The organism is Variovorax sp. CF079 (genome assembly GCF_900101545.1).
GTDB lineage: Bacteria > Pseudomonadota > Gammaproteobacteria > Burkholderiales > Burkholderiaceae_C > Variovorax.
This window is the reverse complement of the sequence record NZ_FMZU01000021.1, coordinates 122,527-144,637: the sequence shown is the minus strand read 5'-3', so window position 1 is coordinate 144,637 and position 22,111 is coordinate 122,527. Positions and strand designations below refer to the sequence as shown.

The following is a 22,111-nucleotide window of genomic DNA, read 5'->3' as shown; positions in this document are numbered from 1 at the left end:
GTGGACCGCCTGGGCTTCTTCACCGAGGTGAATGTGGAGACGCAGGAGGTGCCGGGCTCGCCGGACCAGGTCGACCTGACGATCAACGTGGCCGAGAAGCCCACGGGCGCGCTGCAGCTCGGCGCGGGCTATTCGAGCACCGACAAGATCTCGCTCAGCTTCGGCATCACCCAGGAGAACGTGTTCGGCTCCGGCAACTACCTGGGGCTGCAGGTCAACACGAGCTCCTACAGCAGGACCGTCTCGCTCACCGCCACCGACCCCTACTTCACGATGAACGGGATCTCCCGCACGATCAATCTCTTCCACACCTCGACCCGCCCGTACTACGAGGCCGACGGCAACTACAAGCTGGTGAGCCAGGGCGGCTCGGTGAAGTTCGGCGTGCCCTTCGGCGAGCTGGACACGGTCTACTTCGGCGCCGGCCTGGAGCGCTACGTCTTCACGCCGGGCAGCAATGGCAGCTACACGCTGGTCAACGGCAGCTATGTCTACACCGCCACGCCGCAGGCCTACCTCGACTACTTCCAGTGCACCGGCACTGCACCCAGCGTCACGTGCGCGAACAACAGCATCTACACCGTTCCCTTCACCATCGGCTGGTCGCGCGACGACCGCGACAGCGCACTGGTGCCGACCCGCGGCAAGCTGCAGAGCGCCAACCTCGAGCTGGGCGTGGGCAAGGACGTGCGCTACATGAAGAGCAGCTACCAGTACCAGCAGTACTTCCCGCTGTCGAAGCAGTACACGCTGGCCGTCAACGGCCAGCTCGGTTATGCCAACGCGCTGGGCGGCACGGACTTTCCCATCTTCAAGAACTTCTATGCAGGCGGCCTGGGCTCGATCCGCGGCTTCGAGCAGAACTCGCTGGGGCCGCGGGATGCCGTCACGGCCGGCGCGCTGGGCGGCACGCGCAAGGCCATCTTCAACATGGAGTTCAGCACGCCCTTTCCCGGCGCGGGCAACGACCGCTCCCTGCGTCTCTACAGCTTCTTCGACGCGGGCAATGTCTTCGCCGAGCGCACAGCCGGCATGACCGACGCGCAATGGCGCGCGCAGAACCGGATCCGCACCTCCGCGGGGCTGGGGATCAGCTGGATCTCCCCGCTTGGTCCTCTGCGCCTGGCCTATGCGGTTCCGATCAACTACCAGAAGCAGGACGATGCCAACGGCATTGCCGCGGACCGGACTCAGCGAATCCAGTTCCAGATCGGAACCTCTTTCTGAGCATTCGAAACTTCAGCAACAAGAGATCCATGACACAAGACCAACACCCCACGCTGCGCCGCCGCAGCCTGCTCGCAAGCCTGGGCGCCGCGGGCCTGGCCGCCGCCGCCCCCGCCGCGCAAGCCGCGGCCCCGAAGCTGCCGCTGACCGCCGCAACGACCGAGGGCCCCTACTACTTCGACGCGCTCAAAGTCCGCTCCGACGTCACCGAAGGCCTCGAAGGCGTACCGCTCGAGGTGCGCTTTGCCGTGCTGGACGTAAACGGCAAGCCGTTGCCCGGACTGCGCGTGGACATCTGGCACTGCGATGCGCAAGGCCGTTATTCGGGCTATGACGGCCAGGGCGACGATCGCGGGCTGTCGATGCAGGGCAAGACCTTCCTGCGGGGCAGCCAGCCCACCGCCCATGACGGCGGCGCCGTGTTCAGCACCATCTATCCGGGCTGGTACGCGGGCCGCACCACGCACATCCATTTCAAGGTGCGGAACGGAACGCGCGCCGTGCTCACCTCGCAGTTCTTCCTGCCCGATGCGCTCAGCGAGTTCCTCTACACCCAGCTGCCGCAGTACCGGCGCGCCAGCCTTCGCGATACCTTGAACAGCAACGACGGAATCGCGCTCCAGGCCGGCGGCACGACGATCGGTGCCGTGCGCGAGGAAGGCAAGCAGTACGTGGCCACGCTGACGCTGGTGGTGGATCCGGCGGCCCGCCCGGCGATCGATCGTCCGCCGGTCCCGGGCGGGCGCCCGCCCCACGGCGCCGGGATGCCCGACATGCCGGGCCCGGGCCGGCCGCAGGCGCTGCAAGGCAGCGCTCGCACGGCCGCGCTTATTCCGTCGGCGCGCCGCTGACGCCGGCTTGCGGCCTGCATTCGCCGTCGGCAGCCGGCGCCGGTTGGGCGGTCGACATCAATGGCGCCAGCGTCGAGGGGTCAGCAGCGGCGCCGTCGCAACGGCGCTCGTCCAGCGCCGCGACGAGGACCGCCAGCAAGAAGCACAGCGCTGCCGCATAGGGCAGAACGGCCTCGAGGATCGCACGCGCATCGAGCCCATCCGGGGGGCCGCTCTTTGCATGCATGGGCTGCCGGGCATCGCCGGCCATCATGACAGCGCACCCCATGGCGCCGGTGCCGCATCGACGTTCGCCAAGGGCATGCGCAAGGTGATCCCGAGACCGCCGAGCAACGAGGGCGCGGCGTACAGGCGGCCGCCATGGCGATCGGCGATCCGCCGCGACAGCACGGCGCACTCGCGGATCTCGCTGTCGGCCGGGTCCGCCTTCTGCCGCGCGGCAGACAGGCGATCGAACATCGGCGCCAGCCGGGGCTGCTCCGACGCGAGGCTCGAGTCCATGAAGCTCACCGCGGCCTGCGCGCCTTCGGAACGCGCCAGTATTCGCAGCACGCCGCCGCGCGGCATGGCATCGCAGGCCAGGCGCACGATGTGCGCGAGCATGCGCCGCAACTCCTCCGCGTCGGCCCAGACGCAGAGTGCGCCATCCGGCAAGCGTTGATCGATCTCGATGCCGGCGGCTCGCAGCACCGCACCGCTTGCGCGGGGCATCTCCTCGAGCAGCTGCCGCAGATCGATGCAGCGGCGCTCGACGGGCTCGAAACGCACGTCGGCGGGACTTGCGGCGCGGGCCTCGCGCCTGGCGATGACGCGCGGCAGCGCAGCGAACAAACAGCTCAGGCTGAGGGCAACGCCGACGGCGGGCGAAAGTGCCATGGGAATAGCTCCGAATGGGTGACAGGCACCCGATGCTCGCCGGCAAAAACGGAGGAAATTGGGAGGCGGCGGGCGCTTTCGCGCCTCAGGCGCCCGGCAGGGGCCGGCTCAGGTCGCGTTCGCTCTCGACCGCGAAATAGAACCATTCGGTGCCGGGCAGCGCGGCCGAATTCGGGAACACGATGAAGCCGTCGCGATCGGCCTGCACCACGCTGCCGTCGGCGCGCACGCCGATGGGCTCGCCCTTCGCCACCGGGTCGAAGGTGGCCCATTCGCGCACGAACTGATCTTCTTCGTCGAGACGATCGGTCACGCTGACCAGCCGCAGCAGGGAGGGTGCCGCCGGCGGCGCTGCCTGAGGATCGGGCGCGATCATGCCCAGCAGGCGCAGCGCCGCCAGGATCGCCCGGTGGGCCACCTCGGGCGCGGCCGGGTCCTCGTGCTGCCCGCATTCCAGCGTGACACCATAGCCGCCGCGGCTGCGCATGTACTCGTTGGTGCCCCAGCCGAAGGCCAGCGCCGCCTCGTCGGCCGGCTGCCCGCCGGCGCGCTGCGCGAGCCCGGCCGCATAGATGTCGAGCCAGCCCTCGACCACGCGCGGGGTGCCCAGGTGCAGCGCGAGCTGGCCTTCTTCGAAAGCGCGTGCGAAGGGTTCGAGCGTGCCGGTGTTGTCGCGCGGGCCGATCATCGCGAAGGCCTCGCCCGCGCTCTGGAAGGAATGCAGGTCGAGCAGCACCTCGTGCCGGTCGAGCAGCGGACACAGCAGGTCGGTGATGCGGCCTTCGTAGTCGGCCGGATCGAGGCCCGGCCGGCTCGGACGGAACAGCCGATTGAGATTGCGCTCGCCTTCGCGCCGGCCCAGTCGGCGCGCGAGCGGATTGGCAACCGGCACCATCGTGAGCTGGCCACAGAGCAGCTGCAGCGAACCTGCGTCGAGCTCGGCCACCACGCGCTCGATGCCGGCAGTGCCGCAGGTCTCGTCGCCATGCACGCCGCCCAGCACCATGAGCCGCGGGCCCGGTTGCAAGGCGGCGTAACCGTGGATGCGAAGGGTGTCGGTGGGTTGCGGGCTCATCTCGTCGGCCATCCTACAACGCGGCGCATGGCGGTCCTACCGGGCTAGGCGCTTCGCCGTGCGACAACCACCCGATGACAAAGGAGCAAGCCATGGCCCGCAAGCCCAAAGCCCCCGCGAAGACCGATCCGGCGAAGGACGCTGTAGGCGGAAAGACCAAGGTCGAACAGGGCGGCGAATCGGCGCCGCGCCTGCCGCACGAGCGCGACCAATCCTCGGACAGCCAGCAGAACCAGGACGGCAGCGGCGCCCCGCGCGTGGGCCGCCAGGCGCTGGAGGACGTGGAGCGCGGCGTGGTCGACACCGACCGCGGGCCGGTGACGGACCGCGTCTACAACGACCAGCTCAAGCCGTGAGCGGAGCCTGCAGTTGAGCGCGCATGGCCGAGATCACGCTCGCGTAGTCCTTGGCATTGAAGATCGCGCTGCCGGCCACGAAGGTGTCGGCGCCCGCGCTCGCGACCCGGGCGATGTTGTCGACCTTGATGCCGCCGTCGACTTCGAGCCGGATGTCGCGCCCGGTCTCTTCGATGCGCTTGCGCGCCAGTTCGATCTTGCGCAGCGCCGAATCGATGAAGCTCTGGCCGCCGAAGCCCGGGTTCACGCTCATGATCAGGATCAGGTCGATCTCGTCGATCGCCCAGTCCAGCGGCTCCAGCCCCGCGCCCGGGTTGAACACCAGCCCGGCCTTGCAGCCGGCCGCCTTGATGGCCTGGATGCTGCGGTGCACGTGCGGCGAGGCGTCGGGATGGAAGCTGATGTAGTCGGCCCCGGCCTGGGCGAAAGCGGCGGCAAGCGCATCGACCGGCTCGATCATCAGGTGCACGTCGATCGGCACCGGCGTGCCCTCGGCGGTCTTCGCGTGCGGCCGGAGCGCCTCGCAGACCATGGGGCCGAAGGTGAGGTTCGGCACGTAATGGTTGTCCATCACGTCGAAATGGATCCAGTCGGCGCCGGCGGCGATCACGTCGCTCACTTCGGCGCCGAGGCGCGCGAAGTCGGCCGAAAGAATGGAGGGGGCGATGCGGAACGGGCTGCTCATGGCCTGGATTGTCGCAGGGACTTTGTCCAGGCCGACGCCGGGCCGCCAGCGCAGCGAAGTCCGCGCTTCGCGCAGACGGGCGGCCTGCAGCGACCCCCTCGGGGGGCAGCGAGTACACGCAGTGACGGAGCGTGGGGGCAAGGTACCATTCCGGCGATGTCCAGCAATCCGATGAACGTTCAGGTGGAGCCCCGCTACCTGCCAGACCAGTCTTCCCCCGAAGACCGGGTCTACACCTTTGCCTACACGGTGACCGTCACCAACACAGGCAAGGAGGCCGCGCAGCTGATCTCGCGCCACTGGCTCATCAACGATGCATCCGGACACACGCAGGAGGTCAAGGGCCTCGGCGTGATCGGCCAGCAGCCGCTGCTGGCGCCGGGGCAGTCCTTCCGCTACACGAGCGGATGCCGGCTGCAGGGGCCGAGCGGTACCATGCACGGGAGCTATTTCTTCGTGACCGAGCGCGGCGAACGCTTCGACGTCCCGATTCCCATGTTCGTGCTGGAAGCCGACGCGGGCGGTGTGCCCGTCTCGCGCGTGCTGCACTGACGCAACTCCTCTCTTCGAACCATGAACGCCGTGCGCGCTCTGGTGTCTTGAATCTGCCCGCCTGATGACGTCCTTCTTTTCCAACGATCTGCTGGGCTTCTGGGCCGAATGGGTGCGGCCCTCGGCCGGCCTGCCCACGGTCCTGTGGTCGCTGCTGCTGGCGGCCGCCGCCGCGGCCGGCCACCTGGTGCAGCGCTACATGGGCATGCCCAAGGTGGTCGGCTACTCGGTGGTCGGCACCGTGGTCGGCTTTGCCGGTTTCGAGGGCGCGATCTGGCCGCTGCAGGGCATCAGCCTGTTCCTGCTCGAGCTCGGCGTGGCGATCGTGCTGTTCGAGGCCGGCGGCCGGCTGCCGCTGCGCTGGTTCCGCCACAACCCGATGGTGCTGGTGCAGAGCCTGCTGGAGGCGACGCTGACCTACTTCTGCGTGTTCTGGGTGCTGCACTGGCTCGATGTGCCCGACCCGGTGGCCAATCCGATCGCGCTGATGGCGATCGTCGCCTCGCCGGCCGTGCTGAGCCGGGTGGTGATGGACACCCGCGCCTCGGGCCCGGTGACCGAGCGCGCCATGACGCTGGCCACCCTCAACACCTTCTACGCGCTCGCCCTCGGCTACGCGCAGGCCGGGCTGATCGAGCATGCGCCGCTGGGCCTGCTGCAGAAGCTCTACCCGGTGGCGGTGGTGCTGGGCCTTTCGTTCGTGGTCGGCGCGCTGATGGCGCTCTCGCTGCGCTCGGCGCTGCGCGTGATGAGCCCGGCCAGCGAGAACACCTCCATCCTGCTGCTCGCGATCATTGCCGCCGGCGCCGCGCTGGCCGCGCACTTCGGCGGCTCGGCGCCGCTGGCGGCGCTGATCGGCGGCGTGCTGCTGAAGGCGCTGCATCCCAAGCCCTGGGCCTGGCCGCGCCAGCTGGGCACCGCGGCCTCGCTGCTCACCATGCTGATGTTCGTGCTGGTGTCGATCGTGGCCGCGCAGGCCGACTGGAGCCTGCCGGTCGCCAGCGTGGTGCTGGCGGTGATCGGCGTGCGCACCTTCGCCAAGATCGCGGGCGTCGCGATCGCCAATCCGGGCAGCGGCGCGAGCTGGAAGCAGGCCTTCTGGGTCGGCTGCGCGATGTCGCCGCTGTCGTCGATCGCGCTCCTGATCACCTCCGCCTTCGTCTCGGCATCGCCGCTCCTGGGTGCGATGATCACGCAGATCGCATTGCCGGCGATCCTCTTGATGGAAGTGCTGGGCGCCGTGCTCGCCACCATCGCCATCCACGGCGCCGGCGAGAGTTCCCAACCCTGGACGCCCGAGGCGTTCAGCACGACGGAGGACACGCAACGATGAGCGACGTGACCACCACCACCGACCTGCGCGCCGACGGCACCCCCGCCCTGCCCGCCTCGCCGTCGAGCCGCGTGGTGCCGCTCGAGCCCTTCAACAAGTCGGTCGCGCTCTCACTCGGCGTCGAGCTCGAGCTGCAGCTGGTCAACACCCACGACTACGACCTCGCGCCCTATGCCGAGGACATGCTGCGCCTGATGGCGCAGACCCCGCTGCCCGGCAGCGTGGTGCCCGAGATGACCTCGAGCATGATCGAGATCTCGACCGACATCTGCCATTCGGCGAAGGACGTGATCGCCCAGCTCACGCCGATCCGCGACGCGCTGGTGAAGAACGCCGACAAGCTCAACATCGCGGTGGTCGGCGGCGGCACCCATGCCTTCCAGCAGTGGCACGAGCGGCGCATCTACGACAAGCCGCGCTTTCGCGAGCTGTCCGAGCTCTACGGCTACCTGTCGAAGCAGTTCACCATCTTCGGCCAGCACGTGCACATCGGCTGCCCCGATGCCGACGGCGCGCTGCTGATGCTGCACCGCATGTCGCGCTACATCCCGCACTTCATCGCGCTGTCGGCCTCCTCGCCCTTCGTGCAGGGGCAGGACACGCAGTTCGACTCGGCGCGGCTCAACTCGGTGTTCGCCTTCCCGCTGTCTGGCCGCGCGCCCTTCACCTTGTCGTGGAAGGAGTTCGGCAACTACTTCGAGCGCATGACCCGCACCGGCGTCGTGCGCAGCATGAAGGACTTCTACTGGGACATCCGGCCCAAGCCCGAGTTCGGCACCATCGAGATCCGCGTGTTCGACACGCCGCTCACGGTCGAGCGCGCCGCGGCGCTGGCCGGCTACGTGCAGTCGCTGGCCGCCTGGTTCCTGCAGGAGCAGCCCTTCACGCCGACCGAGGACGACTACCTGGTCTATACCTACAACCGCTTCCAGGCCTGCCGCTTCGGGCTCGACGCGCTCTACGTCGACCCCGCGAGCGGCGAGCACATGCCGCTGCGCGACCACATCCTCATGACCATGACGCAGCTCGAATGGCACAGCGAGGCGCTCGACGCCACGCAAGCGCTGGGCGAGCTGCGCACCAGCGTCGAGGCCAATCGCAACGACGCGCGCTGGTTGCGCGAACGGCAGGGCAAGGAGCGCCTGCTGGCCGAAGTCGTGCGACAAGCGGCCCTGCGTTTTCGCGGCGGAGCCGAGTGAGATCGGCATGAGCAGCCTCGGCGAATTCGATCTCATCGCACGCTACTTCAAGCGCCCCGCGAAGCGCTCCCCGCTCGGCGTGGGCGACGACTGCGCCCTGCTCGCGCCGGCCGCGGGCATGCAGCTCGCGGTGTCGTCCGACATGTTGGTGGAAGGCCGCCACTTCCTCTCGACCGTCGACCCGGCGCGGCTCGGCCACAAGGCGCTGGCGGTCAACCTGAGCGACCTCGCGGCCTGCGGCGCGAAGCCGCTGGCCTTCACGCTGGCGCTCTCGCTGCCGGCGGTCGACGAGGCCTGGCTCGAAGCCTTCTCGCGCGGCATGTACGCGCTGGCCGATGCGCACGACTGCGAACTGGTCGGCGGCGACACCACGCGCGGCCCGCTCAATCTCTGCATCACCGCCTTCGGCGAGGTGCCGGCCGGGGCGGCGCTGCTGCGCTCGGGTGCAAAACCCGGCGACGAACTCTGGGTCAGCGGCACGCTCGGCGATGCGCGGCTCGCGCTCGAGGTCTTCCGCGGCACGCTCGCCTTGCCGGCCGCGCTCTTCGAACTGGCGCGCACGCGCATGGAGCAACCCGAGCCGCGCGTGGCGTTGGGGCAGGCGCTTCGCGGCATCGCGACGGCAGCGGTCGATCTCAGCGACGGGCTGGTCGGCGACCTCGGCCACATCCTGGCGGCCAGCGGCGTGGGCGCGACGCTCGACGCCGACGCCGCGGCCGCGTTGATCGCCGTCTGCGCCGATCCGGCGAATGCGGCGGTGCTCAGCCCGGAACTGCGGCGCGCCTGCGCGCTCGCCGGCGGCGACGACTACGAACTCCTCTTCAGCGCGCCGCAGGACGCGAGCGCCGCGGTGCTCGAAGCCGCCCGCCGCAGCGCGACCCCGGTCGCGCGCATCGGCCGCATCGAGGCCGCGCCGGGCCTGCGCATCGTCGATGCGCAGGGCACGGCGATCGCGCAGCGCTTCAGCGCCTTCGACCACTTCGCCTGAGCGCGCTCCAGGCAAGAGCGGCGGCGGCTCGCGTGCGAAAACCGGCCGCAGCAGGTATGCTGGCGGCCGGCCCGCCTGCCGGCCGCCGACTTTCGACGCATCTTCTTGCGTCCCCTCCCATGCCCAGTTTCCTCTCCTACAAACTTCTGATTCCCCTGGCCTTCCTGAGCGCGGGCCTTTACGTGCACTTCCGCGGCCAGGTGCGGCACCGGATCGGCCGCCAGCTGAGCGACCACTCAACCTTCCTGGCCCCTCTCAACGTGCTGATGTACTGGTTCTCTTCGGTGCCGTCGAAGCCCTACATCGACCTCAAGCAGTTCCCCGAACTCGACGTCCTGAAGAACAACTGGCAGACCATCCGCGACGAGGGCCTGAGCCTGTTTGACGAAGGCCATATCCGCGCCGCGGCCGGCTACACCGACATCGGCTTCAACTCCTTCTTCCGCACCGGCTGGAAGCGCTTCTACCTCAACTGGTACGGCGACTTCCTGCCTTCGGCCCGCGGCCTGTGCCCGAAGACCACCGACCTTCTCGCCGGCATTCCCTCGGTGCGCGCGGCGATGTTCGCCATCCTCCCGCCGGGCAGCAAGCTGGTGCGGCATCGCGACCCCTTCGCGGGTTCGCTGCGCTACCACCTGGGGCTCAAGGTGCCGCAGGATGCGCCGAGCTGCCGCATCTTCGTCGACGGCCAGTCCTACCACTGGAAGGACGGCGAGGCCGTGATGTTCGACGAGACCTACATCCACTACGCCGAGAACCTCACTGATGAAACGCGGCTGATCCTGTTCTGCGACATCGAACGGCCGCTCAACAATCCGCTGGCGCGCTGGATCAATCGCGAGATCGGCTGGCGCATGATCAAGGCCGCGGCCACGCAGAACGTGGACGGCGAGCCGATCGGCGGCCTGAACAAGGCTTTCGCCCAGATCTACAAGATCCGCGTGCTGGGCAAGCGCCTGAAGGCCTGGAACAAGCCGAGCTACTACGCCGTCAAGTGGCTGATCTTCGGCGGCCTGTTCTACCTGCTCTTCTTCTGAGCGCCGGCGCGCGCGCCCAAGTGTGCGTTGTTACGCGTGCGCGAGCGGGCCGGGGCCTGAAATCATTGGAAAATGGAGCCCCCACAAAATCATCCAGGTGCCGCCGAGCATGCACGCGACAACCCTTGACGAGCTGTTTGCCGAGAATCACTCGCTGCCCACGGTGCCGAGGGTGGTGCGCGATCTGATCGAGGTTCTGCAGAACGACAACGCCACGCTGTCGCAGGTGGCTCGCAAGATCGACGTCGACCAGGTGCTCACGGCCAAGATGCTGCGCCTGGCCAACTCGCCGTACTACGGCGTGCGCAAGAAGATCTCGACGATCGAGGAAGCCATCCGCATGCTCGGCCTGTCCTCGATCCGGACGCTGGTGGTCAGCTCGAACCTCGCAGGCGCTTTCAAGCGGATCCCCAACGTCGATCTGCCGACGTTCTGGCGCCACAGCCTGCGCGTCGCTTCCGTCGCGCGCCACCTGGCCGGCACAACGCGCGCCGTCGACCCGAACCTCGCTTTCACCGTGGGCAGCATGCACGCGATCGGCCATCTGATCATGTCCATCGTCATGCCCGAAGAGATGGCCCCGCTCAACGCCTCCTGTCCGATCGATGCCATGAACCGGATCCAGGCCGAGGAGCAGGCTTTCGGCTACCACTTCGGCGACGTCAGCGCCAAGCTGGCTTCGCGCTGGAATTTCTCCGACGAATTCATCACGGCCCTCGCCGGCTTCGCGCGGCCCATGGACGTGCAGCCCTTCGATCCGCTCGCCGGCATCGTGCACCTGGCCGTCTGGCGGGTGGCGCTGGATCGCGAAGGCCCGGCGGCGATCGAGGCGCTCGAGGGCTGGCCGTCGGAGGTCGCGGAGGCCGCGGAGGTGTCGCGCGAGATGTTCCAGGAGATGCCGGCGCCGGCCGAACTCGCCGCCGACCTCGAGGTCATGATCGCCTGATCTTGTCGAGGCTCGCCGCTCAGCGCGGCTGGGGCCTGTTCACAGGCTCTAAAGCGCCAGCGGCGACGTATCGAGCCCCGCGAACGAGGAATCGAGCTCGCGTCCGTTCAGCACGAAGGTCATCGCGCGGTAGAGCTCGCTCGGCAGCACCGGCTTGTGCAAGAGCGGCACGCCGGTGGCGCGCGCTTCGCGCAGCCGCTGCGGCGCGGTGTCGCCGGTGATCAGGAGCGCCGGCAGTTCGGCGCCGAACTCCGCGCGCAGCGCCGCGATCGCCTCCGCACCGGTGCGCAGCTCGCGCAGGCGGTAGTCGCTGATGACCAGGCCCGGCGGATGGGCGCGCGCATGCGCCTGCGCCTCCTCGATGGAATCGGCCACATCGCATGCGCAGCCCCAGGCGCCGAGCAGTTGCCTCATGCCGGTGCGCACCGACTCGTCATCGTCGATCACCAGCACGCGCACGTCGAACACGCGCGCGGCGCTGGGCGCGGTGTCGGCGCTGCCGGCCACCACGCCGATCAGCGCCACGGGCAGGCTGAGCCTGAAGACGGTGCCGCGCCCCGGCTTCGAGACCAGCGAGAGCTGCTGCTCGAGTGCGCGTGCCAGTCCCTGGGCGATGGCCAGGCCCAGTCCCAGGCCCTTGCGGCGGTCGCGCTCCGCATTGCCGAGCTGATGGAACTCGCGAAAGATCGCCTGGTGCTGCGTGGGCTCGATGCCGATGCCGGTGTCCCACACCTCGACGAGCAACAGGTCGCCGCGCGCGCGGCAGCCCACCAGCACGCCGCCGCGCTCGGTGTAGCGGATCGCGTTCGACACCAGGTTGCGCAGGATCAGGCCCACCAGCGCCGGGTCCGAGTGCACGGCCGCATCGGTTTCGCGCGAACGGTAGACGATGCCCTTGGCGTCGGCCTGGGGCGCGAGTTCGTTCTCGATCTTGTTGAGCAGGGGCTGCAGGTGGAAGGACTGCATCTGCGGCTCGACCACGCCGGCCTCGATGCGCGAGAAGTCGAGCAGGGTGTCGAGCATCTCGGCCGAGGCCTGCCATGTGGCGCGCGCGTTGGCCAGCGCGTCGTACTGGCCGGCCGAGAGCTTGCTGCGCGCCAGCACTTCGAGGAACAGGCCCTGCGCATGGATCGGCTGGCGCAGGTCGTGGCTGGCCGCGGCGAGAAATCTGGACTTGGCGAGATTGGCTTCTTCGGCCGCGCGGTGCGCCGCCTGCGCATGCTCGGTCTCGACGCGCAGGCGCTCGATCAGCTCGAGGTTCTCGAAGCGCAGCCCGATCGCCGCGCGCGCCGCCCGCGAGCCATTGCGTGCCTGTCCCAGCAGTGCTGCGGTGTAGAGGATCGCGGCCACGCCCAGCGCGTCGTACGCCGGGTCGTCCATGGTCCACAGCTTCGCCCCCAGCACGATCAGCTCGGCGGCGCCGAAGACGATGAAGACCGGCAGTATCGGCGCCAGGGAGGACATCGAGCTGCCCGCGACGCCCGCGAGCACGGCCACCACGAGGATGCTGCCGGCGACGGTGGTGGTGCCCAGCGCGGCCCAGGCCAGCGCTCCCCAGACCACGCCGTCGATCGCATTGAGCACCATCTTGTGCCGCAGCAGCCGGCGTGCACGCTCGGGACTGATCTCGGAAGCCAGCCAGCGCCGCGCCTCCCACGCCAGGTACAGCTTCAGCACCACGATGGCAGCGCACCAGGCGCGCAGCGCCACTGCGTTGCGCTCGTTGGAGAGCACCCACACCAGCAGCAGCGCGACCAGGATGGTCGGAATGACCGAGCTGCCGATATTGCCCAGCTGCAGCCGCAGCTGCTCGACCAGCATGCGCTCTTCAGGCAGCCGCGACGGTTCTCCCATTAGGAAACCAGGCCCCTGCGCCGCGCGGCGAAGCCGGCTTCCGAGCGGCTCGACACCTGCAGCGCCGCGAGCACCGCCTGCACGTGGCCGCGCACCGTGTTCTCCGAGAGATTGAGCCGGCGCCCGATCACCTTGTTCGAAAGCCCCTGGCACATCAGGTCGAGCACCTCGCTTTGGCGCGGCGTCAGAAGCTGCCGTGAGGCATCGGCTTCGCCTGCCGCCACGAGCATCGAGGACGATGCGGGCACGACCGGCAGGCCGCGCCGCAGCTGATCGATCACGGCGAGGATCTTGTCGGCCGGCTCGGCCTTGGACACGAAGGCGAGCGCGCCGCGCTCCAGGGCCAGCTTGACGTTCTGGTGCGCGACGTCGGAGGAGAGGATGACCACCGCCGCCTCCGGCCACTTGCGCTTGACCAGCGCGATGCCTTCCAGGCCGTTGAGCCCATGCAGCTGGATGTCCAGCAGGACCAGCGCCGGGCCCTCCATCGGCGAGCGCATGGCCTCCTCGAGCGAAGCCGCCTCCGCCACCTCCAGATCGGCGATGCCCGCGGCAAGCACCATGCGCAGCCCGCAGCGGAACAGCGCGTGGTCGTCGATGAGAAGAATTCTGGGTGGCAGCATGAGGGCGAAGCGATCTCGAAAAGCGCGATCATTCTGCGTCAGTACGGCGGGCCGGCGCCCGGTCCAAATGGACTATTTACCCACAAGCGCGTTGCGACGACCATCGAGTAACCAAAAGTTCACTAACCCCGCCCTTTTCCCGCCGCAATGAAGCCCCTCATCGAAATCCACCGCATCGGAACGGACGCCTATGGCTACCGCATCAGTGCTCTAGGCACCGATGGGCAGGACAAGAGCGGCAGCGGCGCCTTCGATTCGCTGGAGCACTGCCTGTTCGATGCCGGCGCCTCGCTGGGCACCTATTTCTCACGCGTGGAACTCAATCTCGAGGGCATGTTCCTGGGCTCCTGTTCCACCGACACGCTGCGCCGCAATCCCAAGGGCGTGGCCCAGCGCATCCGGCAGCACTTCCAGCCGGCCTGATCAACTCTCTTTCAGCGCCGAGTCCGGCGGCTTTAGTGGGCGCTCCTGCAGCCACAGATGCGCGACACTGTCGGTCGATGCAGTCCGCTTCCACTTCCGGTGCCATGCCCGTTCCTTCGCTGCAGCGCCCGACGCTGCGCTTCCTGTTCGCACACCCCGCGCACCTGATCGCGCTGGGCTTCGGTTCCGGCCTGCCGCGGCGCGCGCCGGGCACGGTGGGCACGCTGTGGGGCTGGGTCGCCTTCCTGGTCATGCAGCGCTGGTTGTCGACGCCGGCGATCGGCTGGGTGATCCTCGTTTCGCTGCCGATCGGCTGGTGGGCCTGCACGGTGACCGCGCGCCACATGAACATCGCCGACCCGGGCAGCATCGTGTGGGACGAGGTGGTCGCCTTCTGGCTGATCTTGTGGCTGGTGATGCCGGCCGGCCTGCTGGCGCAGGCCATCGCGTTCGCGCTGTTCCGCTTCTTCGATGCCGCCAAGCCCGGGCCGGTGGGCTGGGCCGACAAGCTGTTCAAGCAGCGAGACAGCGCACCGGGCGCGGTGCGCTGGGGCGCGGCGGGCTTCGGCATCCTCTTCGACGACCTGGTGGCCGCCTTCTGCACCCTGCTGGTGATCGCGGCCTGGCGCGCATGGTGAGCTACACGATGAACGAATCCGAACACGACACGCCTGCGCTGGCGGGCCTCCTGGCCGAGCTGCTGCTGCAGAAGGGCTGGATGCTCGCCACTGCCGAAAGCTGCACCGGCGGGCTGATCGCCGGCGCCTGCACCGAACTGTCGGGCTCCAGCCTCTGGTTCGAGCGCGGCTTCGTCACATATTCCAATGCGGCGAAGACCGAGCTGCTGGGCGTCGACGCGGCGCTGATCGCGGCGCACGGCGCGGTTAGCGAGCCGGTCGCGCGCGCGATGGCCGAGGGTGCGCTGGCGCGCTCGCAGGCGCAGACCGCGGTGTCGGTGACCGGCGTGGCCGGCCCTACCGGCGGCACGGCCGAGAAGCCGGTCGGCACGGTCTGGTTCGGCTGGTCGGTCGCAGGCCGCGTGCACACCGAACACCGCCGCTTCGATGGCGATCGCGCCGCGGTGCGCGCCGCCACCGTGCGGCATGCGCTGCAGACGCTGGTGAACCTGGTTCGCGCAGCCTAGGCTACGATGCCCGCCCATGCACAACGAAGAAACCATCCAGCGCCTCTACCAGGCCTTCGCGAAGCTCGATGCCGAGACGATGGCCGCCTGCTACGCGCCGGATGCGCGCTTCGACGACGAGGCCTTCTCGCTCAAGGGCGCGCGCGAGGTCGGCGGCATGTGGAAGATGCTCTGCGAGGCCACGCGCGCCAAGGGCGCCGATGTCTGGAAGCTCAGCTGGCGCGACGTGAAGGCCGACGCCTCCACCGGCAGCGCGCACTGGGATGCGCACTACCGCTTCAGCACCACCGGCCGCATCGTCGACAACTCGATCGACTCCAGCTTCACCTTCACGCCCGAAGGCCTGATCGCCACCCAGCGCGACCGCTTCGATTTCTGGACCTGGTCGCGCCAGGCGCTCGGCACGCCGGGCCTGCTGCTCGGCTGGACGCCGATGCTCAAGAACAAGGTGCGCGCCGGCGCCGCGAAGAACCTGGCCGCCTACATGGCCCGCAATCCATGACCGACATCACGATCACCAACCAACCCGAGCGGCACCGCTACGAGGCCCACATCGACGGCCAGCTCGCCGGCTATTGCGAATACAACCTGCTCAGCGAAGCGGTGATGTTCACCCACACCGAGGTCATGCCCGAGCACGAAGGCAAGGGCGTGGGCTCGGCCATCGCCAGGCACGTGCTCGACGAGGCGCGGGCCCAGGGCAAGCAGGTGATCCCGGTGTGCCAGTTCATCGCGGGCTGGATCCGCAAGCACCGCGAGTACGCCGAGCTGGTGCGGCCCGACGTTCAGCGCGCCTTCAAGATCTGAGCGCCGCGCCAGGTTTCGGCAGCCAGGCGAAGGCCGCCGTCCCGGCCACCAGCAGGACAGCGATGGTGGCCAGCACCACCTTGAAGGTCTCGATGCCATAGGCCGCGGCCACCGAGGCCGCCACGCCGGTGAGCCACTGCATCAGCGCCACGCCGAGGAACATCGCCATCGTGAACACCGCCATCGCGCGGCCGGTGAGCGCCGTTGGGTAGGCGACCCGCACGTCGGCGTATTGCCAGACGATGAAGCCGGAAATGAGGCCGATCAGCATGGTGGCCGCGATGTCGATCCAGGCCGCGTTCAGGAAGGCGATGACGGCGAACAAGCCCGCATACGCGAGGCTGCACGCCACGATCCGGCGGCGCCGTGCCGGGCCGTCGCGGTCCAACCGGCCGAACAGCGGCGGACCGACGAGCGAAATGACGGAAACGATCAACGCCACGTTGCCGCTCTGCACCAGCGAGTAGCCATGGCGCTCGACCAGCAGCGGCCCGAGCCACAGCCCGCGCAGCGAGATGAAGGCGGCATAGGTCACGGCGCCGAGCAGCAGGATGCCCAGCGTGTGCGGCATCGCGAACAGCGTGCCGAACTGGCGCAGCGCCGCCGGCACCGATTCCTTCGGCTGCGAGCCTTCGCGTGCCGGCTCGCGCACCCACAGCAGGATCGCCAGCCAGGCCAGCACCGAAGCCGCGCCGAGCACGACGAAGCCCGCGCGCCACGAATGCGCCTGCACCAGCCACGCGAGCGGCGTGCCGGTCGCGAGCATGCCCACGCCGCCGATGCCAAGCACCAGCCCCGAAACCGAGGCGAAGCGCGCGGCCGGAAAGTGCCGCGCGATGAACACCGTGCACACCAGGAAGGCCGGCGCGCAGCCGACGCCGATCAGCACCTGGCCGGCCACCAGCACGAGGTAGTCGGAGGACAGCGCCGAGACCACCGCGCCGACGATGGCGAGCGGAAAGGCCGTCAAGACCGTGCGGCGCACGCCGTACAGATCGATGCCGATGCCCATCAAGAGCTGCATCGCGCCGAAGGCAAAGTGGAAAGAGCCCGAAAATACGCCCAGCGCCTGCGCCGAGAGCTTGAAATCCGCCAGCAGCTGCACGGCCATGATCGCGCCCACCGTGCGGTAGGCCTGGCTCAAGGCGAAGGCGGTGCACAGCGCCAGCACCATGCCCCAGGCGCGGCGCGAGGTCAGCTCAACTGGCACCGTGGCATTTCTTGTATTTTTTTCCGCTCCCGCAGGGGCAGGGGTCGTTCCGACCAGGAGTCGCTTCCTTGCGGATCGTCTCCACGCGCGGGCCCATGCTGCGCCAGAGCTGGCGCAGGTCGTACACGGCCCAGATCGCGGCACCGAAATCGTCCACGCGCTGCTGGCTCACGCTCGGCGGGCCGTCTTCGCTGTACATCGAAACCTCGGGTTTCGCGCGGTCGTCCTCGGTCAGGGTGACGATGGTGTCGAGCGCCTCGTCGAGCATCTGCGCCGCCTCCTTGTCGCGCGGCGGCGCCCAGTCCTCGGGCCAGTTCTCGACCGCGAACATGAAGCCGAGCGCCCAGACCTGCGCAAAGGACGGGATGGCCTCGCCCTCCATCCCGGTGCGCTCCTCCTCGGGCAGCGCCGCAATCGCGCCGCGCGTGTCCAGCACTTCGGGCTGCCAGGTGCGTTCGTCGTCGAGCGACTGCACGTCGGCGTCGAGCCCGGTTTCGATCTCGCGCCAGCGCCGCTTCCAGCGCCAGACGAATTCCATGTGCTGCGCCGGCACGAAGCCCTCGCCCAGCAGAACCGGCCAGTATTCGGCCGGCTCGATGGGCCGGCGCGTGCACACCAGCGCGGCCATGAAGCCCTCGCAGAACTCCCATTGCGGAGTCTCGTCGTCGTGCTCGCGCATGGCGTCGAGCGCCTGGTCGAGGGCGTCGAAATCGTCGGGGCGAAGGGGTGCGTTGTCGGGCGAGGAGGCGGGCGTCGGGGAGTCGATGGTCGTCATGGCGTTGCGGCTGCAGCCCTCTATGATGCAGCAAGGCTTTGGGGGACTCACCATTTCAACACCGACGATTCCGTCGTTTCCGACGCGTTACAGCGCCTTTGCGCTGTGCGCGCTCGGCCTGATCGCCAGCCTGCCAGCCTCATGAACCCTGTCAAACGAGGTACGCGCGTGCAGACGCGCAAGGGCCAGGCTTCGGCGCCGGCGCCGCTGGAGGCGAGCACGCCGCCGCTGGAACCCGGCGATTACGCGGAATTCCTGCGCACCATGCTGCCGCAGCAGCAGAAGGCGGTGGCCAGCCATCGTCTCGGCAGCGAGCGCGTCTGGCTCAAGAAGGCCGGCCCGCCCCACGGCAAGCTGGGCTACCACCTGATGGCGGCGGTTGCCGGCCTGCTGCGGCTGGACGTGCTGACGCCGGTGCCCAATCCGGGCGGCGAGGCGGCCATCGCCACCGAGGCGCGGCGCCTGCGTGCGCTGGGCGCTGCGGGCCTGCGCGTGCCGGCGGTGCTGGCCCAGCAGCCCGACGGCCTGCTGATCTCCGACCTCGGCGGGAGCGGCCGGCCGCCGGTGGTGCTGCAGGAACGGCTCGACCAGGCCGCGGCTGCGGGCCCGGTCGCACTGCTCTCGGTCTGGCGCGAAGGCCTGGCGGCCATCGCCACCGTCCATACGCACGGCGCCTACCTGAGCCAGGCCTTCGATCGCAACCTCGTGCAATGCCCGGACGGCGTCATCGGCTACATCGATTTCGAGGACGATCCGGGCGAGACCTTGCCGCTGGCCGAATGCCAGGTGCGTGACTGGCTCAGCTACCTGCATTCCACCGCCATGCTGGTGCGCGCGGCTTCGCCGCAGGCGGCCGGTGCGCGCTGGCACGCGGCGATGGCAGATGAAAGCGACGAGGTGCGCGAGCGGCTAGCCCTGGCGGCACGCCGCATGCGCTGGCTGCGGCATCTGCCGGCCGGCCGACGCTGGGGCCGGGACACGCAGCGTTCGCGCGCGGTGGCGCGGCTGCTGGCGCGCTGGTACGGCCATGAGCTGCCCGCGCCGCCGACGACGAACTAAGCCGCCGGCAGCCGGCAATTCTTCATCAACGCTCCCGCACGGCGCGGCGCAGCACCTGCGTGACCGGCTCCACCAGGTATTGAAGTGGCGTGCGCTCGTCTCCCTTGACGTAGATCTCGGCCGGCATGCCGGCCAGCAGTTTCAGGTCCCCTGCCGTCGCCAATGAAGCCGGGTCGGCCTCGACCAGCACCGAGTAGTAAGGGGCATTGGTCGCGCGATCGATCAGGCGGTCGGCCGAAACGTAGACCACCTTGCCACGCACCAGCTGCGTGGTGCGGTACGTGAATGCGGTGAAACGGATGTCGGCCGCCTGGCCACGATGGATCCGGCCAATGTCCTCGGTGCGAACGCGCGCATCGGTCACCAGCCGGGTGTCGTCCGGCACAACGTCAGCAATCGTCTCGCGCGGCGGGATCACCGAACCGGGCGTCGAATACTTCAGGTCGATGATTTCGCCGCTGGCCGGGGCCGTGATCACCTGGCGCGCCGACGCATCGAGCGACTTGCGCCGCTCCTGCTCGATCTCGGACAGCCGCGCCGCCGTGACCTTCAGCTGGTCGCTCGCATGCTGGCGGTAGTCGCTCTCGAGCGAGCGGATGCGCAGATCGGCATCGACCGTGCGCTGCTCGGCGCGCGCCAGCTCCGCGCGCCGTTCCTCGATCTTCACGCCGTAGTCGGCCACGGTGCCTTCCAGCTGGGCGATGCGGGTGGTCGAGATGAAGCCGTCCTTGAGCAGCTTCCGGTTGGTCTCGAGATCGTTCTTCTGGAATTTCATCGACTCGCTCGCCTGCGCGATCTGCGCGCGCAGCGCGACGATTTCTTCAGCGACCTTTTCGCGCTGCGAACGCAGCAAGCGCACCTGTCCCACGAGCGCATCGCGCCGCGCATCGAACAGCGAGCGTTCTTTCGTCAGCTGCTCGGCCAGGCGCGGATCGTTTGCCGCGGTCTCGATCACGTCCGGCGGGAAGGTAATCGCGCGCGCCATGGTCTGCTCGGCGTCGAGTCGCGCCAGGCTCGCGCGCTCCGTTTTGACGCGATGGTCCAGCCGGTTCCTGTCGGCATCCACCGACACGTCGCCCAGCACCAGCAACGGCTCTCCCTGCCGCACGCGCTGGCCATCGCGCACCAGTACTTCGCGCACGATGCCCCCTTCGGCATGCTGCACCGGGCGCCGGTTCAGGTCCACCTTCACATACGCCTGCGCCACCACGGCGGACGACAGCGGCGCGAAGCTCATCCAGGCGGCTGCCGGAAGCAGTCCGCAGACAAGCACGGCCATGCCCCAGTGCGTCAGGCGACGCGCGTCGCGCACATGGAGTGCCAGGGGATCATTGGCCGCGATGACATGCGCCGCGTTGTTCATGACACCTTCTCCGCAGGGCGCGGCGGCATCGCCACCACCTGGCCACCGCCCGTGTTCTGGCCCGCTCGCTTGATCGTCTGCATGACCTCCGCCACGGGTCCATACTGCTGCACACGACCGGCTTCCAGCACCAGCAGCTTGTCCATGTGCTGCACCAGCGTGCTGCGGTGCGTGACGACGATCACCGTGACCTGCCCGCGCAGCGCCTTCAGCGCCTCCCCGAGCGCGAGTTCGCCGGCCCCGTCCAGGTTGGAATTGGGTTCGTCCAGCACCAGCAGTTTCGGGTTTCCATACAGCGCGCGTGCCAGTGCTATGCGCTGGCGCTGGCCCGGCGACAGCATCACGCCCATGGCGTCGATCACGGTGTCGTAGCCCTCGGGCAGTGTCAGGATCAGCTCATGCACGCCGGCACGCTCGGCTGCGTGCACGACCTTGTCCGGGTCGACTTCGCCCAGCCGCGCGATGTTGTCGGCAACGGTGCCGGCGAACAGCTCGACGTCCTGAGGCACGTAGCCGAGCCAAGGGCCGAGTTCCTCGCGCGGCCATTGCGCGAGGTCGACGTGGTCCAGCCGCACGACGCCGGCGTTGGGCTTCCACAGGCCCGTCAACAGGCGCACCAGGGTCGACTTGCCGGCGCCGCTTGCGCCCGTTATGGCCAGCGACTCGCCGGGCTCCAGGCTCAGCGACACGCCGGCAAGGATCATCCGCTCGCTCTGCGGCGCCCGGAACACCAGGCCCTGCGCGTGCAGGCGGCCGGTCGGGGCCGGCAGCGTCATGCGCTCCGGCTGGCGCTCGGCGGCGCCCAGCAGCTCCGACAGGCGCGCAAAGGCGAGACGTCCCTCGGCCAGCACCCGCCAGCTCCCCACCACCTGTTCGACCGGCGCCAGCGCCCGGCCCAGCAGGATGGTGGAGGCCACGAGGATGCCGGGCGTGCCTTCGCCCGTGATGACGAGGTAGGCACCGAGTGCCTGCAGCAGCACCTGGACCGCCTGGCGCGTGGTCCGCGTGAGTGCCGCCATCGCCACCGACTTGCGCGCGGTCGGGCCCTGCAGCGCGGTGACGCCAGCGTTGAGTTGTCGCCAGCGCCCGATCAGCGCGTCGCCCATCCCGAGCGACTGCGCCAGCTCGGCGTTCTGCATCGAGGCTTCGAGGTAGCGCGTGGCCCTCGCAGCTTCCTTTTGCAGCGCTTCGATGTCGCGGCGCGTCGCACGGTCGTTCACCACGGCAAGGACGAGCATCAGCAACGACGCACCGGCGGCCGCCATGCCCAGCACCGGATGCGCCAGCCAGATGACGGCGACGTAGACGAATGCCCAGGGCGTGTCGAACAGCGCCAGCAAGCCCTGGGCAGAAAACAGGTTGCGCAGTGCCGCGACGTCACGCAGCCCTTCCGACGGCGCCCGCTCCGCGCGCTGCGCCGAGCGGGCCAGCATGACCTTGGCCACGGTCGGGGACAACTGCTCGGCGACCAGATGGCCGGCGACGCCCTGCAGGCGGCTGCGCAGGTAGTCCAGCATCAGCATCAGGCCGAGGGCCACGGCCACGCCGAGCAACAGGACCAGCAGCGTCTCGTGGCTTTGGCTCGTCAGCACGCGGTCGAATACCTGCAGCATGAACAGCGCGGGGGCGAGCAGCAGCAGATTGACGAAGAAGGAGAAGCCCGCGACGAAAAAGAGCGGTCGCCTGAGAAGCTGGAAAAGAGGCTTCATGCCACCCGCGCCGGCTGGC

General features: G+C 69.0%; 26 protein-coding genes. 16 read left to right on the top strand and 10 right to left on the bottom strand.

All coding sequences use genetic code 11. The features are described from left to right. Positions 1-1,227 (top strand): outer membrane protein assembly factor BamA (gene bamA, locus BLS74_RS25950; RefSeq protein ID WP_093110033.1); only part of this gene is annotated, 1,227 nt, incomplete at its 5' end. A gap of 29 nt (positions 1,228-1,256) precedes the next feature. Continuing rightward, a complete protein-coding gene (locus tag BLS74_RS25945) occupies positions 1,257-2,078 on the top strand; it encodes an intradiol ring-cleavage dioxygenase (protein WP_093110032.1) in 822 nt (273 codons plus the stop codon). Here the strand turns inward: BLS74_RS25945 and BLS74_RS25940 are convergent. From BLS74_RS25940 to BLS74_RS25930, 3 genes are all read right to left on the bottom strand, one after another. Next, positions 2,056-2,304, bottom strand: coding sequence for a hypothetical protein (locus BLS74_RS25940; protein ID WP_139191740.1), 249 nt, complete (start codon positions 2,302-2,304; stop codon positions 2,056-2,058). The two genes, BLS74_RS25945 and BLS74_RS25940, sit on opposite strands and share 23 nt — an antisense overlap. A gap of 23 nt (positions 2,305-2,327) precedes the next feature. After that, positions 2,328-2,954, bottom strand: coding sequence for a sensor histidine kinase (locus BLS74_RS25935; RefSeq protein ID WP_093110030.1), 627 nt, complete (start codon positions 2,952-2,954; stop codon positions 2,328-2,330). An 85-nt stretch (positions 2,955-3,039) separates the two neighbouring features. After that, positions 3,040-4,029, bottom strand: coding sequence for a M14 family metallopeptidase (locus BLS74_RS25930; protein ID WP_170855707.1), 990 nt, complete (start codon positions 4,027-4,029; stop codon positions 3,040-3,042). A gap of 92 nt (positions 4,030-4,121) precedes the next feature. Between BLS74_RS25930 and BLS74_RS25925 the strand changes: the two genes are divergently transcribed. Then, entirely contained in the window at positions 4,122-4,385 is a 264-nt protein-coding gene (locus tag BLS74_RS25925) for a hypothetical protein (RefSeq protein ID WP_093110028.1), read from the top strand. Here the strand turns inward: BLS74_RS25925 and rpe are convergent. Next, positions 4,375-5,070 carry a ribulose-phosphate 3-epimerase gene (gene rpe / locus BLS74_RS25920; protein ID WP_093110027.1) on the bottom strand — a complete coding sequence of 232 codons (696 nt, stop codon included), beginning with the start codon at positions 5,068-5,070 and terminating at the stop codon, positions 4,375-4,377. The two genes, BLS74_RS25925 and rpe, sit on opposite strands and share 11 nt — an antisense overlap. A 156-nt stretch (positions 5,071-5,226) precedes the next feature. Here rpe and apaG point away from each other — a divergent pair, with 156 nt between their 5' ends. The 6 genes from apaG (at position 5,227) to BLS74_RS25890 (ending at position 11,125) form a co-directional block, all read left to right on the top strand. Beyond that, positions 5,227-5,622, top strand: a complete 396-nt coding sequence (gene apaG / locus BLS74_RS25915) for a Co2+/Mg2+ efflux protein ApaG (RefSeq protein WP_093110026.1) — start codon at positions 5,227-5,229, stop codon at positions 5,620-5,622. 64 nt (positions 5,623-5,686) lie between these two features. Next, on the top strand, positions 5,687-6,955 hold the full coding sequence (locus BLS74_RS25910; RefSeq protein ID WP_093110025.1) for a cation:proton antiporter: 1,269 nt from the start codon (positions 5,687-5,689) through the stop codon (positions 6,953-6,955). A 74-nt stretch (positions 6,956-7,029) separates the two neighbouring features. Beyond that, complete coding sequence (locus tag BLS74_RS25905) at positions 7,030-8,154, top strand: YbdK family carboxylate-amine ligase (RefSeq protein WP_093110042.1); 1,125 nt, start codon at positions 7,030-7,032, stop codon at positions 8,152-8,154. Between the two features lie 7 nt (positions 8,155-8,161). Then, positions 8,162-9,142 carry a thiamine-phosphate kinase gene (gene thiL, locus BLS74_RS25900; protein WP_093110024.1) on the top strand — a complete coding sequence of 327 codons (981 nt, stop codon included), beginning with the start codon at positions 8,162-8,164 and terminating at the stop codon, positions 9,140-9,142. A 119-nt stretch (positions 9,143-9,261) separates the two neighbouring features. After that, positions 9,262-10,179: an aspartyl/asparaginyl beta-hydroxylase domain-containing protein gene (locus BLS74_RS25895; protein ID WP_093110023.1), complete on the top strand. Its 918-nt coding sequence runs from the start codon at positions 9,262-9,264 to the stop codon at positions 10,177-10,179. Positions 10,180-10,288: 109 nt separating this feature from the next. Further along, positions 10,289-11,125, top strand: a complete 837-nt coding sequence (locus tag BLS74_RS25890; RefSeq protein ID WP_093110022.1) for an HDOD domain-containing protein — start codon at positions 10,289-10,291, stop codon at positions 11,123-11,125. Between the two features lie 48 nt (positions 11,126-11,173). Here BLS74_RS25890 and BLS74_RS25885 read toward each other — a convergent pair whose 3' ends face one another. Together BLS74_RS25885 and BLS74_RS25880 are read right to left on the bottom strand one after the other, a co-directional pair. Continuing rightward, positions 11,174-12,979: an ATP-binding response regulator gene (locus BLS74_RS25885; RefSeq protein WP_093110021.1), complete on the bottom strand. Its 1,806-nt coding sequence runs from the start codon at positions 12,977-12,979 to the stop codon at positions 11,174-11,176. Continuing rightward, on the bottom strand, positions 12,979-13,602 hold the full coding sequence (locus BLS74_RS25880) for a response regulator (protein ID WP_093110020.1): 624 nt from the start codon (positions 13,600-13,602) through the stop codon (positions 12,979-12,981). Before BLS74_RS25880 ends, BLS74_RS25885 begins: the two co-directional genes overlap by 1 nt. A gap of 147 nt (positions 13,603-13,749) precedes the next feature. Here BLS74_RS25880 and BLS74_RS25875 point away from each other — a divergent pair, with 147 nt between their 5' ends. The 5 genes from BLS74_RS25875 (at position 13,750) to BLS74_RS25855 (ending at position 15,976) form a co-directional block, all read left to right on the top strand. Next, positions 13,750-14,025: a hypothetical protein gene (locus BLS74_RS25875; protein WP_093110019.1), complete on the top strand. Its 276-nt coding sequence runs from the start codon at positions 13,750-13,752 to the stop codon at positions 14,023-14,025. A 104-nt stretch (positions 14,026-14,129) separates the two neighbouring features. Then, the gene (locus BLS74_RS25870) at positions 14,130-14,663 is read left to right on the top strand and encodes a phosphatidylglycerophosphatase A family protein (protein WP_093110018.1); all 534 of its coding nucleotides are present in this window, start codon (positions 14,130-14,132) and stop codon (positions 14,661-14,663) included. Positions 14,664-14,671: 8 nt separating this feature from the next. Next, positions 14,672-15,169: a CinA family protein gene (locus BLS74_RS25865; protein WP_093110041.1), complete on the top strand. Its 498-nt coding sequence runs from the start codon at positions 14,672-14,674 to the stop codon at positions 15,167-15,169. A gap of 16 nt (positions 15,170-15,185) precedes the next feature. Further along, a complete protein-coding gene (locus tag BLS74_RS25860) occupies positions 15,186-15,671 on the top strand; it encodes a nuclear transport factor 2 family protein (protein ID WP_093110017.1) in 486 nt (161 codons plus the stop codon). Further along, entirely contained in the window at positions 15,668-15,976 is a 309-nt protein-coding gene (locus tag BLS74_RS25855; RefSeq protein WP_093110016.1) for a GNAT family N-acetyltransferase, read from the top strand. Before BLS74_RS25860 ends, BLS74_RS25855 begins: the two co-directional genes overlap by 4 nt. Here the strand turns inward: BLS74_RS25855 and BLS74_RS25850 are convergent. Both BLS74_RS25850 and BLS74_RS25845 read right to left on the bottom strand, forming a co-directional pair. Then, positions 15,966-17,150 (bottom strand): MFS transporter, encoded by a 1,185-nt coding sequence (locus BLS74_RS25850; protein WP_093110015.1) that lies wholly within the window; start codon positions 17,148-17,150, stop codon positions 15,966-15,968. The two genes, BLS74_RS25855 and BLS74_RS25850, sit on opposite strands and share 11 nt — an antisense overlap. A 25-nt stretch (positions 17,151-17,175) precedes the next feature. Continuing rightward, complete coding sequence (locus BLS74_RS25845) at positions 17,176-17,961, bottom strand: YecA/YgfB family protein (protein WP_093110014.1); 786 nt, start codon at positions 17,959-17,961, stop codon at positions 17,176-17,178. Positions 17,962-17,983: 22 nt separating this feature from the next. On the opposite strand from BLS74_RS25845, the gene BLS74_RS35565 reads away from it, so the two are divergent. Both BLS74_RS35565 and BLS74_RS25840 read left to right on the top strand, forming a co-directional pair. Further along, the gene (locus tag BLS74_RS35565; protein WP_280142664.1) at positions 17,984-18,106 is read left to right on the top strand and encodes a hypothetical protein; all 123 of its coding nucleotides are present in this window, start codon (positions 17,984-17,986) and stop codon (positions 18,104-18,106) included. Further along, positions 18,103-19,020, top strand: coding sequence for a BUD32 family EKC/KEOPS complex subunit (locus BLS74_RS25840; protein WP_093110013.1), 918 nt, complete (start codon positions 18,103-18,105; stop codon positions 19,018-19,020). The genes BLS74_RS35565 and BLS74_RS25840 overlap by 4 nt, the downstream gene beginning before the upstream one ends. A 25-nt stretch (positions 19,021-19,045) precedes the next feature. On the opposite strand, the gene BLS74_RS25835 is transcribed toward BLS74_RS25840, so the two are convergent. Together BLS74_RS25835 and BLS74_RS25830 are read right to left on the bottom strand one after the other, a co-directional pair. Beyond that, positions 19,046-20,383 carry an HlyD family type I secretion periplasmic adaptor subunit gene (locus BLS74_RS25835; RefSeq protein WP_093110012.1) on the bottom strand — a complete coding sequence of 446 codons (1,338 nt, stop codon included), beginning with the start codon at positions 20,381-20,383 and terminating at the stop codon, positions 19,046-19,048. Then, positions 20,380-22,092, bottom strand: a complete 1,713-nt coding sequence (locus BLS74_RS25830) for a type I secretion system permease/ATPase (RefSeq protein WP_093110011.1) — start codon at positions 22,090-22,092, stop codon at positions 20,380-20,382. Before BLS74_RS25830 ends, BLS74_RS25835 begins: the two co-directional genes overlap by 4 nt. Between the last annotated feature and the right edge of the window lie 19 nt (positions 22,093-22,111).

Coding starts and splice junctions, on each gene's coding strand:
- BLS74_RS25945 (WP_093110032.1), top strand. CDS start 1,257: ATGACACAAGACCAACACCCCACGCTGCGCCGCCGCAGCCTGCTCGCA.
- BLS74_RS25940 (WP_139191740.1), bottom strand. CDS start 2,304: ATGCATGCAAAGAGCGGCCCCCCGGATGGGCTCGATGCGCGTGCGATC.
- BLS74_RS25935 (WP_093110030.1), bottom strand. CDS start 2,954: ATGGCACTTTCGCCCGCCGTCGGCGTTGCCCTCAGCCTGAGCTGTTTG.
- BLS74_RS25930 (WP_170855707.1), bottom strand. CDS start 4,029: ATGAGCCCGCAACCCACCGACACCCTTCGCATCCACGGTTACGCCGCC.
- BLS74_RS25925 (WP_093110028.1), top strand. CDS start 4,122: ATGGCCCGCAAGCCCAAAGCCCCCGCGAAGACCGATCCGGCGAAGGAC.
- rpe (WP_093110027.1), bottom strand. CDS start 5,070: ATGAGCAGCCCGTTCCGCATCGCCCCCTCCATTCTTTCGGCCGACTTC.
- apaG (WP_093110026.1), top strand. CDS start 5,227: ATGTCCAGCAATCCGATGAACGTTCAGGTGGAGCCCCGCTACCTGCCA.
- BLS74_RS25910 (WP_093110025.1), top strand. CDS start 5,687: ATGACGTCCTTCTTTTCCAACGATCTGCTGGGCTTCTGGGCCGAATGG.
- thiL (WP_093110024.1), top strand. CDS start 8,162: ATGAGCAGCCTCGGCGAATTCGATCTCATCGCACGCTACTTCAAGCGC.
- BLS74_RS25895 (WP_093110023.1), top strand. CDS start 9,262: ATGCCCAGTTTCCTCTCCTACAAACTTCTGATTCCCCTGGCCTTCCTG.
- BLS74_RS25890 (WP_093110022.1), top strand. CDS start 10,289: ATGCACGCGACAACCCTTGACGAGCTGTTTGCCGAGAATCACTCGCTG.
- BLS74_RS25885 (WP_093110021.1), bottom strand. CDS start 12,979: ATGGGAGAACCGTCGCGGCTGCCTGAAGAGCGCATGCTGGTCGAGCAG.
- BLS74_RS25880 (WP_093110020.1), bottom strand. CDS start 13,602: ATGCTGCCACCCAGAATTCTTCTCATCGACGACCACGCGCTGTTCCGC.
- BLS74_RS25875 (WP_093110019.1), top strand. CDS start 13,750: ATGAAGCCCCTCATCGAAATCCACCGCATCGGAACGGACGCCTATGGC.
- BLS74_RS25870 (WP_093110018.1), top strand. CDS start 14,130: ATGCCCGTTCCTTCGCTGCAGCGCCCGACGCTGCGCTTCCTGTTCGCA.
- BLS74_RS25865 (WP_093110041.1), top strand. CDS start 14,672: ATGAACGAATCCGAACACGACACGCCTGCGCTGGCGGGCCTCCTGGCC.
- BLS74_RS25860 (WP_093110017.1), top strand. CDS start 15,186: ATGCACAACGAAGAAACCATCCAGCGCCTCTACCAGGCCTTCGCGAAG.
- BLS74_RS25855 (WP_093110016.1), top strand. CDS start 15,668: ATGACCGACATCACGATCACCAACCAACCCGAGCGGCACCGCTACGAG.
- BLS74_RS25850 (WP_093110015.1), bottom strand. CDS start 17,150: ATGGTGCTGGCGCTGTGCACCGCCTTCGCCTTGAGCCAGGCCTACCGC.
- BLS74_RS25845 (WP_093110014.1), bottom strand. CDS start 17,961: ATGACGACCATCGACTCCCCGACGCCCGCCTCCTCGCCCGACAACGCA.
- BLS74_RS35565 (WP_280142664.1), top strand. CDS start 17,984: ATGATGCAGCAAGGCTTTGGGGGACTCACCATTTCAACACCGACGATT.
- BLS74_RS25840 (WP_093110013.1), top strand. CDS start 18,103: ATGAACCCTGTCAAACGAGGTACGCGCGTGCAGACGCGCAAGGGCCAG.
- BLS74_RS25835 (WP_093110012.1), bottom strand. CDS start 20,383: ATGAACAACGCGGCGCATGTCATCGCGGCCAATGATCCCCTGGCACTC.
- BLS74_RS25830 (WP_093110011.1), bottom strand. CDS start 22,092: ATGAAGCCTCTTTTCCAGCTTCTCAGGCGACCGCTCTTTTTCGTCGCG.